14 protein-coding genes are annotated in these 16,693 nt (G+C 40.7%); all 14 read left to right on the top strand.

Annotated features, from left to right (window positions below; translation table 11 throughout):
- The first annotated feature begins 246 nt into the window (after positions 1 to 246).
- The 14 genes from ABPH35_RS08235 to purH all read left to right on the top strand — a co-directional run bounded on the left by ABPH35_RS08235 (position 247) and on the right by purH (position 16,471).
- Positions 247 to 1,425: a pyridoxal phosphate-dependent aminotransferase gene (locus tag ABPH35_RS08235; protein WP_349989273.1), complete on the top strand. Its 1,179-nt coding sequence runs from the start codon at positions 247 to 249 to the stop codon at positions 1,423 to 1,425.
- Positions 1,412 to 2,179: a DNA repair protein RecO gene (gene recO / locus ABPH35_RS08230; protein ID WP_349989272.1), complete on the top strand. Its 768-nt coding sequence runs from the start codon at positions 1,412 to 1,414 to the stop codon at positions 2,177 to 2,179. The genes ABPH35_RS08235 and recO overlap by 14 nt, the downstream gene beginning before the upstream one ends.
- A 114-nt stretch (positions 2,180 to 2,293) precedes the next feature.
- Positions 2,294 to 2,518: a hypothetical protein gene (locus ABPH35_RS08225; protein WP_349989271.1), complete on the top strand. Its 225-nt coding sequence runs from the start codon at positions 2,294 to 2,296 to the stop codon at positions 2,516 to 2,518.
- A 200-nt stretch (positions 2,519 to 2,718) separates the two neighbouring features.
- Complete coding sequence (locus ABPH35_RS08220; protein ID WP_349989270.1) at positions 2,719 to 3,435, top strand: ATP-binding cassette domain-containing protein; 717 nt, start codon at positions 2,719 to 2,721, stop codon at positions 3,433 to 3,435.
- Positions 3,392 to 4,756 carry a hypothetical protein gene (locus ABPH35_RS08215; protein WP_349989268.1) on the top strand — a complete coding sequence of 455 codons (1,365 nt, stop codon included), beginning with the start codon at positions 3,392 to 3,394 and terminating at the stop codon, positions 4,754 to 4,756. Before ABPH35_RS08220 ends, ABPH35_RS08215 begins: the two co-directional genes overlap by 44 nt.
- Positions 4,757 to 5,360: 604 nt before the next feature.
- Positions 5,361 to 5,885 (top strand): transporter accessory protein, encoded by a 525-nt coding sequence (locus ABPH35_RS08210; protein ID WP_349989267.1) that lies wholly within the window; start codon positions 5,361 to 5,363, stop codon positions 5,883 to 5,885.
- 70 nt (positions 5,886 to 5,955) lie between these two features.
- Complete coding sequence (plsX, locus tag ABPH35_RS08205; RefSeq protein WP_349989266.1) at positions 5,956 to 6,963, top strand: phosphate acyltransferase PlsX; 1,008 nt, start codon at positions 5,956 to 5,958, stop codon at positions 6,961 to 6,963.
- The gene (locus ABPH35_RS08200; protein WP_349989265.1) at positions 6,956 to 7,195 is read left to right on the top strand and encodes a phosphopantetheine-binding protein; all 240 of its coding nucleotides are present in this window, start codon (positions 6,956 to 6,958) and stop codon (positions 7,193 to 7,195) included. Before plsX ends, ABPH35_RS08200 begins: the two co-directional genes overlap by 8 nt.
- Positions 7,196 to 7,355: 160 nt before the next feature.
- Positions 7,356 to 8,063: a phosphoribosylaminoimidazolesuccinocarboxamide synthase gene (purC, locus tag ABPH35_RS08195; RefSeq protein WP_349989264.1), complete on the top strand. Its 708-nt coding sequence runs from the start codon at positions 7,356 to 7,358 to the stop codon at positions 8,061 to 8,063.
- Between the two features lies 1 nt (position 8,064).
- Positions 8,065 to 11,790 carry a phosphoribosylformylglycinamidine synthase gene (locus tag ABPH35_RS08190; RefSeq protein ID WP_368849712.1) on the top strand — a complete coding sequence of 1,242 codons (3,726 nt, stop codon included), beginning with the start codon at positions 8,065 to 8,067 and terminating at the stop codon, positions 11,788 to 11,790.
- A 9-nt stretch (positions 11,791 to 11,799) separates the two neighbouring features.
- Complete coding sequence (gene purF, locus ABPH35_RS08185; protein WP_368849711.1) at positions 11,800 to 13,239, top strand: amidophosphoribosyltransferase; 1,440 nt, start codon at positions 11,800 to 11,802, stop codon at positions 13,237 to 13,239.
- 64 nt (positions 13,240 to 13,303) lie between these two features.
- Entirely contained in the window at positions 13,304 to 14,323 is a 1,020-nt protein-coding gene (purM, locus tag ABPH35_RS08180; protein WP_368849710.1) for a phosphoribosylformylglycinamidine cyclo-ligase, read from the top strand.
- Positions 14,320 to 14,871: a phosphoribosylglycinamide formyltransferase gene (gene purN / locus ABPH35_RS08175; protein ID WP_368849709.1), complete on the top strand. Its 552-nt coding sequence runs from the start codon at positions 14,320 to 14,322 to the stop codon at positions 14,869 to 14,871. The genes purM and purN overlap by 4 nt, the downstream gene beginning before the upstream one ends.
- Positions 14,872 to 14,923: 52 nt before the next feature.
- Positions 14,924 to 16,471, top strand: coding sequence for a bifunctional phosphoribosylaminoimidazolecarboxamide formyltransferase/IMP cyclohydrolase (purH, locus tag ABPH35_RS08170; RefSeq protein WP_368849708.1), 1,548 nt, complete (start codon positions 14,924 to 14,926; stop codon positions 16,469 to 16,471).
- The last annotated feature ends 222 nt before the right edge of the window (positions 16,472 to 16,693 follow it).

Raw genomic sequence — 16,693 nt, 5'->3', positions numbered from 1 at the left:
CGGTTGGATTTTGGAAAGAAAATGAGCATGCGTCGTAAGAAATATGTCCTTAGTCTATCCTTTGACCAGTATTTAAAACGATTACTTTAAATCAAAAAAGTGTTTGAGGTAGAAAAAAGCCGAAGACCGTTTCATGCGTTTGTCGTGTTTTATTCATGTAGTAGATTTTGTTTCAGAAAAAATAGTGGTATAATGTGATGTATAGTCAAAAAAAGAATGCTATAGTATTGGATAGAGAGGTAATGTATGAATTTACGCCATCGTTTTAATCAGAATTTAAATCGGATTGAAGTCTCAATGATTCGTCAGTTCGATCAAGCTATTTCAGATATTCCTGGTATTTTAAAATTAACGCTGGGAGAGCCTGATTTTACAACGCCTGATCATGTTAAGGAAGCAGCAAAGGCTGCCATTGATGCTAACCAGAGTCATTACACAGGTATGGCTGGGTTGCTGGAGTTACGGCAGGTAGCGGCAGAATTTGTAGCAGAAAAATATAATCTGTCCTACAATCCTATGAATGAAATCTTGGTTACAATTGGTGCGACTGAAGCCCTATCTGCTAGTTTGGTGGCAATTTTAGAACCAGGAGATACGGTATTGCTCCCAGCACCTGCCTATCCGGGCTATGAGCCGATTGTGAATATGGTGGGCGCAGATATTGTTGAGATTGATACGACAGCAAATGATTTTGTGTTGACACCTGAGATGTTAGAGCAGGCTATTATTGAGCAAGGAGAGAAACTCAAGGCGGTCATTCTCAATTATCCTGCGAATCCGACAGGGGTGACCTATTCTCGGGAACAAATTCAGGCTTTTGCGGAGGTTTTGGAGAAATACCCAATCTTTATCTTGTCTGATGAGGTTTATGCAGAATTGACTTATACAGGAGCGCCCCATGTGTCGATTGCGGAATACTTGCCAGAGCAGACCATTTTAATTCAAGGCTTGTCCAAATCCCATGCTATGACTGGTTGGCGAATTGGACTCATTATGTCGTGTGCGGAGATTGTTGCGCAGGTGATTAAAAGTCATCAATACTTGGTGACAGCAGCGGCTACTTCGATGCAATATGGCGCCTTAGAAGCTTTGAAAAATGGAAAAGAGGATGCGCTTCCGATGCGTCATGAATATGTCAAACGCAGGGATTATGTGATTGAGAAGATGACGGAGCTTGGCTTTAAAATCATCAAGCCAGACGGAGCTTTCTACATCTTTGCTAAGATTCCTAATGGATATCCTCAAGATTCCTTTGCTTTCTTGCAGGAATTTGCCCGCAAAAAAGCAGTTGCCTTTATTCCTGGTGCAGCCTTTGGTCAGTATGGCGAGGGCTATATTCGCATTTCCTATGCGGCAAGCATGGAGACTATTGAACAGGCAATGGTACGGTTGAAAGAATTTATGGCAGAGTATGGAGCGGATTGAAACAAGGGGAATTGTTCTTTATAATCGGGATTTTCGTGAAGCGGATAAGTTGGTCAAAATCTTCACGGAGCAGGCTGGGAAACGAATGTTTTTCGTGAAACATGCTGCTCAATCTAAGTTGGTAGCTGCTATTCAGCCTCTGACTTACGCAGATTTTATTGTAAAAATCAATGATGAGGGTTTGAGCTATATTGAAGATTTTCATCAGGTTCAGCCTTTTCGGCAACTGAATGAGGATATTTTTCGATTAAGTTATGCGACTTATACTTTGGCCTTGGCAGATGCTTGTTTGCAGGATAAGATGCACGATGCCGCTTTATTTGCTTTTTTGGTCAAAACCTTAGAGCTAATGGAGTCGGGACTGGATTATGAGATTTTAACCAATATTTTTGAGATTCAGTTATTAAGTCGATTTGGGGTTTCCTTGAATGTTCATGAGTGTGCTTTTTGCCACCGAGTGGGCCTTCCCTTTGATTATTCGTATCAGTATTCGGGGGTCTTATGTCCGCAACATTATCATGAAGATGAGAGGCGTCTACATTTGGATCCCAATGTACTCTATCTGATTGACCAATTTCAGGCTATTTCCTTTAAGGACTTGGAGCGGATTTCAGTCAAGGATGGGATGAAGCGAAAGTTACGTCTATTTATTGATCAGCTTTATGACGAGTATGTGGGGATTCACCTAAAATCGAAGAAATTTATTGATGATCTGTCTTCTTGGGGGCAGTTACTGAAAAAGGGAGATAAGTAATCTGGGTTGAAAATGGATTTTCAACCCAGATTTGCTTATTTTTTATAATTTTTTCGAATAATAAAAGTGAAGAACTCTTCTTCAAAGTTATAAAATAACGTGAAGGTATTATTTATGATTACGATGCTATCTAATGCGATGCAAGTATACGCATTAGAATTGGAAAAAAAGTACGAGGAAGTTATTGAAAATAGATGGGGCTGGGTGATAGTCGCACTAGTCGTTTTAGCCGCAGTTGGTCTGTATGCTTGGTACTGTACTAGCAGGGGAAAAAGTTTTGCATTTAATGTAAAATTTAATTGGCCTAAATCGGGTGAGATGGGAATAGCATGTCATTAACTAATCGTTTCACAAAGAGGCTAGGCTCAAGCCTAGCTTCTTTAATCAGATTTAGTAAAAAGATATTGACGCAGTGATTGACATGATATAAGTTCAAAAGATAGGTTTAATCAATTGCCTGGGGAGTAAGGGGAATGACTATTAGTAGCCGATCTGAGGAATCAGAGAGTGTGCTCCCTATTTTACTAGAAGGAGAATAAATGTTATCTGTTAGAAATATTATAAAACAAGTGGGGCAACAAAAAATTCTTAATGATGTAAGTATTGACTTCGGAAGAAATGGTGTTTATATTATTGTAGGAACGAATGGTTGTGGAAAAACAACGTTTATGAATATAGTGAATAATATGTTGCTAGTAGACAAAGGAACTATAGTATACAAAAAGTTCCCTATTGGTTCAAAAAACTATAAAGATTCTATATTTTATATTCCTTCAGATTTTTATTTACCGGAATATTTAACAGGTGATGAATATTTACAATTTGTATTGCAGCACTATTCTACATCAAGCTTTGATAAAGTAGAATTTCTATTTTCAATATTTGATTTATCGGAAGAAAGAGATAAACTGTTGGAGAATTATTCATTTGGGATGAAGAAAAAAATTCAAATAATAGCTGCTATCTTGTCAAATACTCCTTATATATTTGCAGACGAGTTGTTTAGCGGTCTAGATTTTGATACAGTTATTCTATTACAGGAGCTATTACAGCAATTAGAAAAAGAGCGGTGTTTTGTATTGGTATCACATGATTTGAATGTATTGACCCATTTTCCCAATAAAATTTATATTATGTCAAATGGGAATCTTACCCATTTTACGAGTTCGGTGGATAAAATTAGTGAAGCAATAAAAGAAGCGGGAGATTTGCATGTTAAATTACAGAACATACAGAAATATTTTGTTTCTGCTTAAATTTTATTTCCGAGATTCTTTTCAAGGGGTATTGAGAAGACGTTTCTTTCAAAAAAAGATTAATAGGTGGCTATTTTTTGTAGCTAGTGTTATCATTTATGGGATTTATTTTTATTTAAATGCTGTGGAAACAGTCCATTTAGCTCAGGTTGGAGTGATTCCCAAAGAAGAGTTGAATAAACTAATCTCCTTGTCTGTTGGAAGCTATAATAATTTGGCTATTGTGTTTGCATTTCTTATATTTTTACTTACTAATGCGACACTTCAATTAAAAAGTAGTGCACTTTTTTTTGCTAAAACACTGCCTTTTACAGAAAAGGAGGTGCATGTATCTTTAAAATTATTTAAAGTCATCGTGGCTCTTTCTTTATATGAAGTATTCTTTATTATTTTAATACCAGGTCTTAGTATACTGAGGTCGCCAGTTGTATCCACTGTATTATTTGTATCTTGCCATATTATCTTTTTAGCGACATATCTATTATTAAATTACATATACCTAGTTATTTTAAAAATTCCTAGAATACCAATTAAGTATTTGCATTCGAGTGTGACAATTCTTTACTTTTTACTAGCTCTCATTTATGGATATGTAGTGCGGTTTAAGGTAGAGTATTATTTAGTTACATTAATTTCTAAACCACTTGTATTGTCAATTTTCTTTTTTGTGGTAGGATTTGTCACTCTATTAGTATTATTGATAATGGATAAAGATGTATATGGGTCTGTATTTTTGATTAGAAGATTTATCAGAATCCCTTTGACATCAGTGTTGCCAATTGGTTTTAGAAGTGTATTATTATCTATTGTTCGGACAAAGTTATTTGTGTTTTCTATCGTTTTTATAGGATTTGTATCTATTTATTCCGTTATGGTTGGTCATTTGTCGATAATGGCTTATAATTTGTTAGATTTTTGGCCCTTGCTAGGGATAGTTTTTATTCACTATGCTGATTCTACCCAACAGCAGAGACGTTTGTATTACCATATGAATAGATCAACTAGTGTAGAGTTAATTCAGTTGATATGTGCTATTGGGTTGTTTCAATTGCCAGTACTACTATTAAATCTATATATCAATCAAACGCTTGTTCAGTTCATACATGCTTATGCTATTAGTTGCATATCTATTTTTATTGGTTTTTTATTTCCAAGGTCAAGTGGAAGTACAAATGAAACAGTTGCGACAGTTTTATTATGTTTGGCTATACTCTTACTTTATATAGCAACTCGATTTCCAGTGATATTAGTGTTAGTTACGCTTTATTTGTGCTGTGTGATAATGTTTATGATTAAGAAAGAAACGGAGATTCAATTTTGAAACAATTTTTACAACAATATACCTATGCTACTTTGGTTTGGTTAGTCCTATTTATCGTCGATTTTGGTATTGAACTTTTTCAAATAGTTAATGAAACAAGAGTAACAATGATGGGTCTGGTTATAAAAAATATAGATACACCAGAGGTATTATACAATCTATTTTCAATCCACTCTCGTTTGTATTATATATACGTAGTATTTATTTGCTTATGGCTAACTTGTTATGCTTTTTTCTATAAGAAAAAGGGATAATAGTATGATTTTTGTTTATTTTTGCGTGGCACTAACTAGTATTATTGTCCTGCATGAGTTTATTCATTGGATAACAGCACGGTTGTTAGGCTATAAAACAATAATAAGATGGAGAATAGCTAGTATAGCTATCGTTTACGAGAATAGAAAAAACGATTTTCATCATCTTATTATTGCTTGCTCCGCTCATTCTTTTTTTAATAGGGATAATTGCACCAGCTGATAATATATTACAGTTTATCGTGAAATTTTTTTGTCTTATGAATATTATCAATTTCTTTCCGATAACCAATGACGGAGAAGTTATACTGTTGTCGTTAATAAATATAATAAAGAAAGGATAACCTCTATTGAAATTATTAAGGAAGTATTTACTGATTGTTTTGGGGATACCAGCTATTCCTCTTGGAGCTATATGGCTATTTGTAGCTCGAAATTCTACACCTGTTGTAGACTATAATGAAAATGCTATTGAATTTATTCACCAATCCGCAAATACTATTATTTCTAAAATACAGCAGAAAGAAGCAGGAATTTATTATTTTGGATTTGCATCATGTCCTTGGTGCCAAGAGTTACTGCCTTTGCTAATAGAAGAGTTGAATGCAGAAGATGCACAGGCTTATTTAATCAATACAAAATCTTCTGAGTTTACAGAGCAAAATCGACAGGAGCTAACGGATATTTATTTAACCTATCTACAAGGTGATCGGTTGTATGTACCATTTTTAGTATCTATAAATAGTAAGGGGGACGTGAGAACGCATATGGGAACAGTGTCTGGTCATAATGCAAAGAATAAAGCCTTGTCAGAGGAGCAAAAGGAGGAGCTTAGAAAGTTACTGGTTGATTTTATAAATCATTCACAAACCTAGTGTGGTATTCAAATGAAAAAGGGTGTCTTTCGTGGTATAATAGGGAGTAACTTTTTCAGGAGGAATCAAGATGAAACGGATTGCGGTTGATGCAATGGGTGGAGATCATGCTCCACAGGCTATTGTAGAAGGAGTGAATCAAGCTCTTGCTGCTTTTTCAGATATTGACATTCAATTGTATGGCGATGAGGCGAAAATTAAGCCACTGTTAACGAGTATGGATCGAGTGACCATTATTCATACAGACGAAAAAATTGAATCAAATGATGAGCCGGTCAAGGCCATTCGTCGGAAGAAAAATGCTTCTATGGTGCTTGCGACAAAAGCTGTAAAGACAGGGGAAGCCGATGCGGTTGTCTCTGCTGGAAATACGGGTGCCCTCCTTGCTGCGGGTGTATTTGTGGTTGGCCGGTTGAAACAGATTGACCGTCCTGGCTTACTATCAACCTTACCAACGATGGACGGAAAAGGCTTTGATATGATGGATTTGGGAGCAAATGCAGAAAATACGGCTCATCATTTACATCAGTATGCGATTTTAGGGGCCTTCTATGCCCAATACGTACGAGGAATTGCTCGTCCACGGGTGGCTTTACTGAATAATGGGACGGAGGAATCAAAAGGGACTCCGGTTCATAAAGAAGCTTATGAGTTGCTATCACAGGATAAAAGTATTCATTTTATCGGTAATGTTGAGGCGCGTGAATTGTTAAATGGTGTTGCCGATGTGGTTGTTACCGATGGTTTCACGGGAAATGCTGTCCTAAAAACGATTGAAGGAACAGCCAAAAGTGTTGTTAATCAACTAACTGCTGCGATTAAAAATGGTAGCTTACTCGCTAAGATAGGTGGCCTACTCTTAAAGCCAACCTTAAAATCAGCCTTAGGGGCTTTGGACTATAAAAAAGCAGGTGGAGCAGTTCTCTTAGGATTGAAAGCTCCTGTTATTAAAGCGCATGGCTCAAGTGATGCAGCGACAGTCTACTATACAATCAGTCAAACGAGAACCATGTTAGAGGCTGGAATTGTCCAGAAATCAGTAGAGCGTTTTTCTCATGAGGAGGAGACAAGTGACTAAAGAAGAAATTTATCAGAGAATGGAAGAAATTCTGATAGAAGAAAAAGGTGAGGGACTTGAACTTCATCCTGATTTAATGGTCAATGAGGAGCTAGCAGAAGATTCTGTAGAGGTTATGGAATTGGTGCTGTCCTTAGAGGATGAATTCCAGATTACGATTTCGGATGAAGCCATTGAAGAATTTGAAACGTTGGCAGATATTGTAGACTATATTGAACAGCGAGTGGATTAAATAAGTATATTCATTGACAAAAAATACAAAACGTTCGTCTTTTGACGGGCGTTTTTTGGTTATTTATAGTATGTAACCGATATTTTTCTTGAATCAACGAATATTATATGCTAGAATATAGCAAAATACAAAAAATATAAGAGTAAAGGCGAACGATAATATGAAGCAATCATTGTTATATTCGGGAAAAGCAAAGGATCTGTATACAACAGAAAATGATGAGGTGATTGTTGCGGTTTATAAGGACCAAGCGACGGCTTTAAATGGGTTAAAAAAGGAACAAGTACTTGGTAAGGGGCAATTGAACAATCAGATTTCGTCTTTGATTTTTGAAAAATTAAATCGAGCAGGAATTGCCACTCACTTTTTAGAAAAATTATCAGATACGGAACAACTGAATAAAAAAGTGGCGATTATCCCACTAGAAGTAGTGTTGCGCAATTATACAGCGGGCTCGTTTTCGAAGCGCTTTGGCGTGGCAGAAGGACTCAAGTTGGCAGAGCCGATTGTGGAATTTTATTACAAGAAAGATGAGCTAGATGACCCTTTTATCAATGATGAACATGTAGCTTTTCTGGATATTGCTTCAACAGAAGAGCTTGCTTATATTAAGGCAGAAACGAGGAAAATCAATCAATTATTGACAGAGTGGTTTGCTGCTATTGGCTTAACCTTGATTGATTTTAAGCTAGAATTTGGGAAGAATCGAGACGGCAAGATAATTTTAGCAGATGAATTTTCTCCAGATAATTGTAGGCTCTGGGATGCGGATGGCAATCACATGGACAAGGATGTCTTTCGCCGTGGTCTTGGAGAGATGACAGATGTTTATCAAATCGTGTGGGAAAAGTTACAGGAGTTGGACTAAGATGAATAAACGAATTTTTGTCGAGAAAAAAGCGAGTTTTCAGATAAAAGCAGAGAGCTTGCTGCGTGAATTGCAGGAGCGTTTAAAGGTTGAAACATTGACGAATGTACGCTTGATACAAGTCTATGATGTCTTTAATCTGAGTGAAGATTTGGTGATGCTAGCTGAGGAACGTGTTTTTTCAGAAAAAGTAACAGATATTGTATTGTCAGAACAAGAAGTGACAGAAAGTCTTGTTGCTAGCCGTTTCTTTGCCATTGAAGCTCTACCTGGTCAATTTGATCAGCGTGCAGCGAGCAGTCAGGAAGCCCTGTTTCTTTTAGGAGCAGGTAGTGATGTACTGGTAAAAACAGCCCAACTCTATCTCTTAAATGTTGAGACTAGCGATGAGGATGTAGCAGCGATTCAGGCTTATTTGCTCAATCCTGTCGATTCTCGTTTTAAGGATGTCGCTAAAGAGTTGGAAGATCCTGATTTCTCTAGTTCTAATACAGTTATTCCAGTGCTTGATTTTTTCAAGGATTATACAGAGGCTGATTTTGCCCAGTATAAACAAGATCAAGGACTTGCTATGGAAGTAGCTGATTTACTTTTTATTCAAGATTACTTTGCTTCGATTGGGCGTTGTCCGACGGAGACAGAGTTGAAAGTTTTAGATACTTATTGGTCAGATCATTGTCGTCATACTACCTTTGAGACAGAGTTGCGTCAGATTGATTTTTCGGAATCACAATTTCAAGATCAATTGCAGGCGACCTATGAGAAGTATCTTGCTATGAGAAGCGAATTGGGTCGTGCGAACAAGCCGCAGACACTCATGGACATGGCAACGATTTTTGGTCGCTATGAACGAGCAAATGATCGTTTGGATGACCTTGAAGTATCCGATGAAATCAATGCCTGCTCTGTGGAAATTGAAGTAGATGTGAATGGGGTGAAAGAGCCGTGGCTCTTGATGTTTAAAAATGAGACCCATAATCACCCGACAGAAATTGAGCCATTTGGTGGTGCAGCAACCTGTATCGGTGGTGCTATTCGCGATCCGTTATCCGGGCGTTCGTATGTCTATCAAGCCATGCGAATTTCAGGGGCGGGCGACATTACCCAACCCTTGTCTGAGACTCGCTCAGGAAAATTACCGCAACAAGTTATCTCAAAAACAGCTGCCCATGGTTATTCTTCTTATGGAAACCAGATTGGTCTTGCAACGACCTATGTAAGAGAATATTTCCACCCAGGATTTGTCGCAAAACGTATGGAGTTAGGGGCCGTTGTAGGAGCAGCTCCCAAGGAAAATGTTATCCGTGAAAAACCAGTAGCAGGGGATGTGGTCATTCTTCTTGGAGGGAAAACGGGACGAGATGGTATTGGTGGAGCGACAGGATCGTCAAAAGTTCAGACTGCTACATCTGTTGAAACAGCTGGTGCAGAGGTTCAAAAAGGAAATGCTATTGAAGAGCGGAAAATTCAACGGCTCTTTCGTGATAAGGCAGTGACCCGATTGATTAAAAAGTCCAACGACTTTGGAGCAGGTGGTGTCTGCGTTGCGATTGGTGAATTGGCAGACGGTCTTGAAATTGATTTGGATAAGGTACCGCTTAAGTATCAAGGCTTAAATGGGACAGAAATTGCCATTTCAGAAAGTCAAGAGCGTATGGCGGTCGTTGTTACACCAGAAAATGTAGAGGCCTTCATCACCTTTGCAGCCAAGGAAAATATCCTAGCTGTCCCTGTAGCAACTGTGACAGAGAGGCCACATCTTGTCATGACTTGGAAAGGGCAGAGGATTGTGGATATTGAGCGTTCTTTCCTTGACAGCAACGGTGTGCGAGTAGTTGTGGATGCGAAAGTGACTGATAGTCCATGGGCGCTGCCAGAACAAAGAGTAACATCAGCAGACACTTTGAAGCAAGACTTGCAGGATTTACTCGCTGACTTGAATCATGCCAGTCAAAAAGGCTTGCAAACAATCTTTGATAGTTCCGTGGGTCGTTCAACGGTGAATCATCCTCTTGGGGGTCGTTATCAAATGACGCCGTCAGAAAGTTCCGTTCAGAAATTGCCAGTTGAGCATGGCGTGACCGAAACGGTCTCTGTTATGGCGCAGGGGTATAATCCCTTGATTGCAGCCTGGTCTCCGTATCACGGAGCAGCTTATGCGGTGATTGAAGCAATCAGTCGTTTGGTGGCAACAGGAAGTGCTTGGGAAAAAGCCCGTTTCTCTTATCAAGAATATTTTGAGAGAATGGACAAGCAGGCAGAACGCTTTGGAAAACCTGTAGCAGCCTTGCTTGGCTCGATTGAAGCGCAGATTCAATTAGGCCTTCCGTCAATTGGTGGAAAAGATTCGATGTCTGGAACTTTTGAAGAATTGACCGTTCCTCCGACCTTGGTAGCTTTTGGTGTGACGACTTCAACTGTTGGGCGGATTTTATCGCCAGAATTGAAATGGTCAGGAGAGTATCTCTACTACATTCCAGGTCAAGCCATTGCAGCGGAAATTGATTTCGAAAACATAAGAGAAAATTTCAAAACATTCACCAAAATTCAAGAAAAACACAAGGTAACAGCAGCAGCTGCTGTTAAATACGGTGGCGTAACAGAAACACTTGCGCTCATGACCTTTGGAAATCACATCGGAGCAAGCGTGGTGCTGGATCAGATTGAAAGTAGTTTACGAGGGCAATTGGGCGGCTTTGTCTTTGCTAGTCCAGATGAGGTTGAAGGAGTTTTGAAAATTGGACAGACAATCAGTGAAGAAAACCTCATCATCAATGGTGTTGACTTACCGATTGATGACTTGCTAGCAAGTTTTGAGAGGACTTTCGAGGATGTTTATCCGACTGTATTTGAGCAGGACAGCCTTATGGCAGAAGTAGCACCAGTCGTGACCGATTTTGTGCGTGAGAATAAGGAAACAATCAGCCAACCCTTGGTGTATATTCCCGTTTTTCCGGGAACAAACTCAGAGTATGATTCTGCGAAGGCCTTTGAACAAGCTGGTGCTAAGGTGCGCTTAGAACCATTTGTAACGCTGGATGAAGTAGCGCTGGCTCAGTCTGTTGAGAGAATGGTCCAATCCATTAGCCAAGCACAGATTCTCTTTTTTGCAGGCGGATTTTCAGCAGCTGATGAGCCAGACGGATCTGCGAAATTTATTGTGAATATTTTGCTCAATGAAAAAATAAGGGCTGCAATCGATGCCTTTATTGCGCGTAGTGGTCTGATTATCGGTATTTGTAATGGATTCCAAGCTCTTGTCAAATCAGGTCTTCTTCCTTATGGTAATTTTGAAGAGGCAGGTGAAACTAGTCCGACCCTCTTTTACAACGATGCCAACCAACACGTGGCGAAAATGGTGGAAACCCGCATTGCCAATACTAATTCACCGTGGTTAGCTGGTGTAGAAGTAGGTGCTATCCATGCCATTCCAGTGTCACATGGGGAAGGGAAATTCGTTGTGACAGAGGCAGAATTTGCAGAGCTTCGTGACCAAGGCCAGATATTCAGTCAGTATGTGGATTTGACAGGACAACCAAGTATGGACAGCCGCTACAATCCAAATGGCTCTTTCTATGCGATTGAGGGGATTACGAGTAAAAATGGCCAAATCATTGGGAAAATGGGACATTCTGAACGGTATGAAGCTGGTTTGTTCCAGAATATTCCGGGAGAAAAGGACCAGAAGCTGTTTGAAAGTGCCGTACGGTATTTCACAAAGAAATAAGAGGATGATATGACATACGAAGTAAAATCGCTCAATGAGGAATGTGGCTTGTTTGGTATTTGGGGACATCCGCAAGCTAGCCAAGTGACCTATTTTGGACTTCATAGTTTGCAGCACCGTGGTCAGGAAGGAGCAGGCATTTTGGCCAATCAAGCAGGAACCCTGCGCCGTCATCGGGGTTTGGGTTTGGTTTCTGAAGTCTTTAAACATCAAGAAGATTTGGAACACTTGACAGGTCAAGCAGCCATTGGTCATGTCCGTTATGCGACGGCAGGCGGTGCGTCAATCAACAATGTCCAGCCCTTCTTATTTGACTTTTTCGACATGCAACTGGGGCTGGCCCATAATGGGAATTTGACCAATACTCAAAGTTTGAAAAAGGAATTAGAGGCCCAGGGGGCAATCTTTGCTAGTTCTTCTGATACAGAAATTCTCATGCACCTCATTCGTCGGAGTCAAAAAGAAACGCTTCTTGATAAAATCAAGGAGGCACTCAATCAGGTCAAGGGTGGTTTTGCCTACTTGATTATGGCTGAAAATCAGTTGATTGCAGCGCTTGATCCAAATGGTTTTCGTCCTTTGTCCATTGGGCGCATGAAAAATGGCGCTTGGGTTGTTTCAAGTGAAACTTGCGCCTTTGAAGTGGTTGGTGCAGAGTGGATAGAAGATGTAAAACCAGGTGAGCTCGTTATCATTGATGATGAAGGTCTGCAGCATGATCGCTATACAGAGGATACTCAGCTATCTATCTGTTCTATGGAATATGTCTACTTTGCGCGACCTGATAGTGTCATTAATGGGGTCAATGTTCATGCGGCACGAAAGAAAATGGGGCGCCGTTTGGCACAAGAAGCAAAGATTGAAGCAGATATTGTGGTCGGTGTGCCCAATTCGTCGCTGTCTGCAGCTAGTGGCTACGCAGAAGAATCAGGCTTGCCTTATGAGATGGGCTTGATTAAGAACCAGTATACCCAGCGCACCTTTATTCAGCCGACACAGGAATTGCGAGAGCAGGGTGTTCGGATGAAGCTGTCTGCTGTCTCAAGCATTGTAAAGGGCAAGCGCGTGGTTATGGTTGATGACTCGATTGTCCGAGGAACGACTAGTCGCCGTATTGTCCAACTCTTACGAGATGCAGGGGCAGCAGAAGTCCATGTAGCGATTGCTAGCCCTCCTCTTAAATATCCTTGCTTTTTCGGAATTGATATTCAACAACGCAGCGAACTGATTGCAGCCAACCATAGCAATGAGGAGATTTGTGAGATTATTGGGGCAGACAGCTTGACCTTCCTATCCTTGGAAGGCTTGATTGAGGGAGTAGGTATGGAGACAGATGCCCCAAATGGCGGTCTTTGTGTTGCTTATTTTGATGGGAAGTATCCCACTCCACTATATGACTACGAGGAACGGTATTTGGAAAGCTTGGCAGAAAAAACGAGTTTTTATTGATTTTGATAGTTCATTACAGGAAATGAGGTTTCAAAATTTCTCATGATGACTAAAGGAGAAAAGGATGTCAAAAAATACATACGCTGCATCAGGTGTTGATGTGGAAGCAGGATATGAAGTAGTTGAACGCATCAAAAAGCATGTCAAAAAAACGGAGCGCTTAGGCGTTATGGGGGCTCTCGGTGGCTTTGGAGGCATGTTTGATTTGACGGAATTAGCTGTCAAGGAACCCGTCTTGATTTCTGGGACAGACGGAGTCGGGACTAAACTGATGCTGGCCATTCAGTACGATAAGCACGATACCATTGGTCAGGATTGTGTGGCCATGTGCGTCAACGACATTGTCGCAGCAGGAGCAGAACCGCTTTATTTCTTGGATTATATTGCAACTGGGAAAAATATCCCTGAAAAACTTGAGCAGGTCGTCAAGGGGGTTGCAGACGGTTGCCTTCTAGCGGGTGCCGCTCTTATCGGTGGAGAAACCGCTGAAATGCCCGGAATGTACGGTGAAGAAGAGTATGATTTAGCCGGTTTTGCTGTTGGTATTGCAGAAAAATCCCAAATTATTGACGGCTCTAAGGTTGTGGCAGGTGATGTTCTGTTGGGTCTTGCTTCCAGTGGTATTCATTCAAATGGTTACTCTCTTGTTCGCCGTGTTTTCTCAGATTATACAGGTGATGAATGCTTGCCTGAATTGGAAGGTAAACCTCTCAAGGAAGTCTTGCTTGCACCAACACGAATCTACGTTCAGACACTTCTTCCTCTGATTAAGGAAGGTTTGGTGCATGGGATTTCCCATATCACGGGTGGTGGCTTTATTGAAAATATTCCACGGATGTTTGGTGAAGAGTTGGCAGCTGAGATTGAAGAAAGTCAGGTACCAGTTTTGCCGATTTTTAAAGCTTTAGAGAAATATGGGGAGATTCCTCATGAAGAAATGTTTGAGATTTTCAATATGGGTCTTGGAATGGTTCTTGCAGTAGCAGCAGAAGATGTGGAGCGTATCAAGGAGCTAGTAGATGAAGAAGTTTATGAAATCGGACGGATCATTGAAAAAACAGACCAAAGTGTGGTATTCAGATGAAAAAAATAGCCGTTTTTGCGTCCGGAAATGGGTCTAATTTTCAAGTGATTGCCGAGCAGTTTCCTATTGAATTTGTCTTTTCAGACCACCGAGATGCCTATGTTCTTGAGCGAGCAAGAAATCTTGGCGTGACGGCGTACGCCTTTGAACTCAAGGAGTTTGATAGTAAGGCAGCCTATGAAGGTGCGATTGTGGAGCTGTTAGACCAGCATGGTGTAGATTTCGTGGTTTTGGCAGGTTATATGAAGATTGTAGCAGACACCCTTCTTGCACGCTACGAGGGGCGGATGATTAATATTCACCCTGCCTATCTGCCCGAATTTCCAGGAGCTCACGGCATTGAAGATGCTTGGGATGCAGGGGTTGCACAATCTGGCGTGACCGTTCATTGGGTGGATTCAGGCATTGACAGCGGACAGATTATCCGTCAGGAGCGCGTGCCGATTCTAGATAGCGATACGCTTGAGAGCTTCGAGGAGCGGATACACGCCATGGAATACCAACTCTATCCAGAGGTGATTCGGAAGTTGCTATCTCGTTACGAATGATTGAATGTAAACCGCTGTGAACGATTGACAAAGAAGAAAATAAGGAGAAATCATGACAAAAAAAGCCTTGATCAGTGTGTCAGATAAGACAGGCATTGTGGAATTGGCACAGAGCTTAGTGCAGCTTGGTTGGGAGATTATCTCAACAGGTGGAACCAAGTTGGCCTTGGATAGCGCTGGGATTGCGACTCTTGCGATTGATGATGTGACAGGATTCCCAGAGATGATGGATGGGCGCGTGAAAACCCTCCATCCTAAGATTCATGGCGGTCTTTTAGCCAGACGAGATGTAAATAGTCACATAGAAGCTACAAAAGACCACGGCATTGACTTGATTGACTTGGTGGTAGTGAATCTCTATCCTTTCAAAGAAACGGTTATGAAGCCAGATGTCGCTTATGCGGATGCGGTAGAAAATATCGATATCGGTGGACCGTCTATGCTTCGTTCTGCGGCAAAAAATCATGCCAGTGTAACAGTTGTCGTTGATCCAGCAGATTATCAAGGGGTATTGGAGGAATTACGAGCAACAGGTGAGACCAGTCTTACCACCCGTAAGCGCCTAGCGGCAAAAGTTTTCCGCCATACTGCAGCCTATGATGCCTTGATTGCAGACTATTTTACTCAGCAAGTGGGTGAGGAAAAGCCTGAGAAATTAACCCTGACTTACGAGCTCAAACAATCGATGCGCTACGGTGAAAATCCGCAACAGGATGCGGACTTCTACCAAACAGCTCTGCCACTTGCTTACTCGATTGCAGCTAGCAAGCAACTAAACGGAAAAGAGCTGTCCTTTAACAACATTCGAGATGCCGATGCAGCGATTCGCATTATCCGTGATTTTCAGGATCGTCCAACCGTTGTAGCACTCAAACACATGAACCCTTGCGGAATTGGACAGGCAGATGATATTGAAACAGCTTGGGATTATGCCTACGAATCAGACCCTGTATCGATTTTCGGAGGCATTGTCGTACTCAACCGTGAGGTAGATGTTGCAACTGCTGAAAAAATGCACCCGATTTTCCTTGAAATCATCATCGCACCAAGCTATACACCAGAAGCCTTGGAGATTTTGACCAATAAAAAGAAAAATCTTCGAATTCTGGAGCTGGATTTTAGCCGGCACCTAGCCAGTACAACTGAAAAAGAAGTGACGGGTGTGCTGGGTGGCTTGCTTATCCAAAATCAAGATGTAGTGATAGAAAATCCAAGTGATTGGAAAGTTGTGACCAAACGTCAGCCGAGCCCTGAAGAACAAACAGCTCTTGAATTTGCTTGGAAATCCATCAAATACGTCAAATCAAACGGCATTATCATTACCAATGACCACATGGTACTAGGCGTTGGGCCAGGACAAACTAACCGCGTTGCTTCTGTCAAAATTGCGGTGGAACAAGCCAAGGATCGCCTAGACGGCGCTGTACTTGCAAGCGATGCCTTCTTTCCATTTGCGGATAATATCGAAGAAATCGCTGCGGCAGGTATCAAGGCCATTATCCAACCCGGAGGTTCCGTCCGTGATCAAGAATCCATTGAAGCAGCGGACAAACATGGCCTTACCATGATTTTCACCGATGTACGTCATTTTAGACACTGAGTTTTGTTTAAGCCCTCTTTAAGGTTTGGCACTTATACTAGACACATCCTAACTTTTCTTTTTCATAAATCTCCAAAAACTCCCGAGCGTTACTATGATATACTCCCCATATAGTAGACAGTGAAAAAACCAAAATTCACTAGACACTATAAGGGGAGTTTTCACATGTCCAAAAGAAGTCCAAAATCAGTAGAAGAAAAGTTAGAAATTGTTTGCTTATTA

The sequence above is a fragment of the Streptococcus handemini genome (genome assembly GCF_040984445.1).
GTDB classification, from domain to species: Bacteria; Bacillota; Bacilli; order Lactobacillales; family Streptococcaceae; genus Streptococcus; species Streptococcus handemini.
The sequence above is the reverse complement of the archived record's forward strand: the minus strand, read 5'-3'. Positions and strand labels throughout refer to the sequence as shown.

Coding starts and splice junctions, on each gene's coding strand:
- ABPH35_RS08235 (WP_349989273.1), top strand. CDS start 247: ATGAATTTACGCCATCGTTTTAATCAGAATTTAAATCGGATTGAAGTC.
- recO (WP_349989272.1), top strand. CDS start 1,412: ATGGAGCGGATTGAAACAAGGGGAATTGTTCTTTATAATCGGGATTTT.
- ABPH35_RS08225 (WP_349989271.1), top strand. CDS start 2,294: ATGATTACGATGCTATCTAATGCGATGCAAGTATACGCATTAGAATTG.
- ABPH35_RS08220 (WP_349989270.1), top strand. CDS start 2,719: ATGTTATCTGTTAGAAATATTATAAAACAAGTGGGGCAACAAAAAATT.
- ABPH35_RS08215 (WP_349989268.1), top strand. CDS start 3,392: ATGTTAAATTACAGAACATACAGAAATATTTTGTTTCTGCTTAAATTT.
- plsX (WP_349989266.1), top strand. CDS start 5,956: ATGAAACGGATTGCGGTTGATGCAATGGGTGGAGATCATGCTCCACAG.
- purC (WP_349989264.1), top strand. CDS start 7,356: ATGAAGCAATCATTGTTATATTCGGGAAAAGCAAAGGATCTGTATACA.
- ABPH35_RS08190 (WP_368849712.1), top strand. CDS start 8,065: ATGAATAAACGAATTTTTGTCGAGAAAAAAGCGAGTTTTCAGATAAAA.
- purF (WP_368849711.1), top strand. CDS start 11,800: ATGACATACGAAGTAAAATCGCTCAATGAGGAATGTGGCTTGTTTGGT.
- purM (WP_368849710.1), top strand. CDS start 13,304: ATGTCAAAAAATACATACGCTGCATCAGGTGTTGATGTGGAAGCAGGA.
- purN (WP_368849709.1), top strand. CDS start 14,320: ATGAAAAAAATAGCCGTTTTTGCGTCCGGAAATGGGTCTAATTTTCAA.
- purH (WP_368849708.1), top strand. CDS start 14,924: ATGACAAAAAAAGCCTTGATCAGTGTGTCAGATAAGACAGGCATTGTG.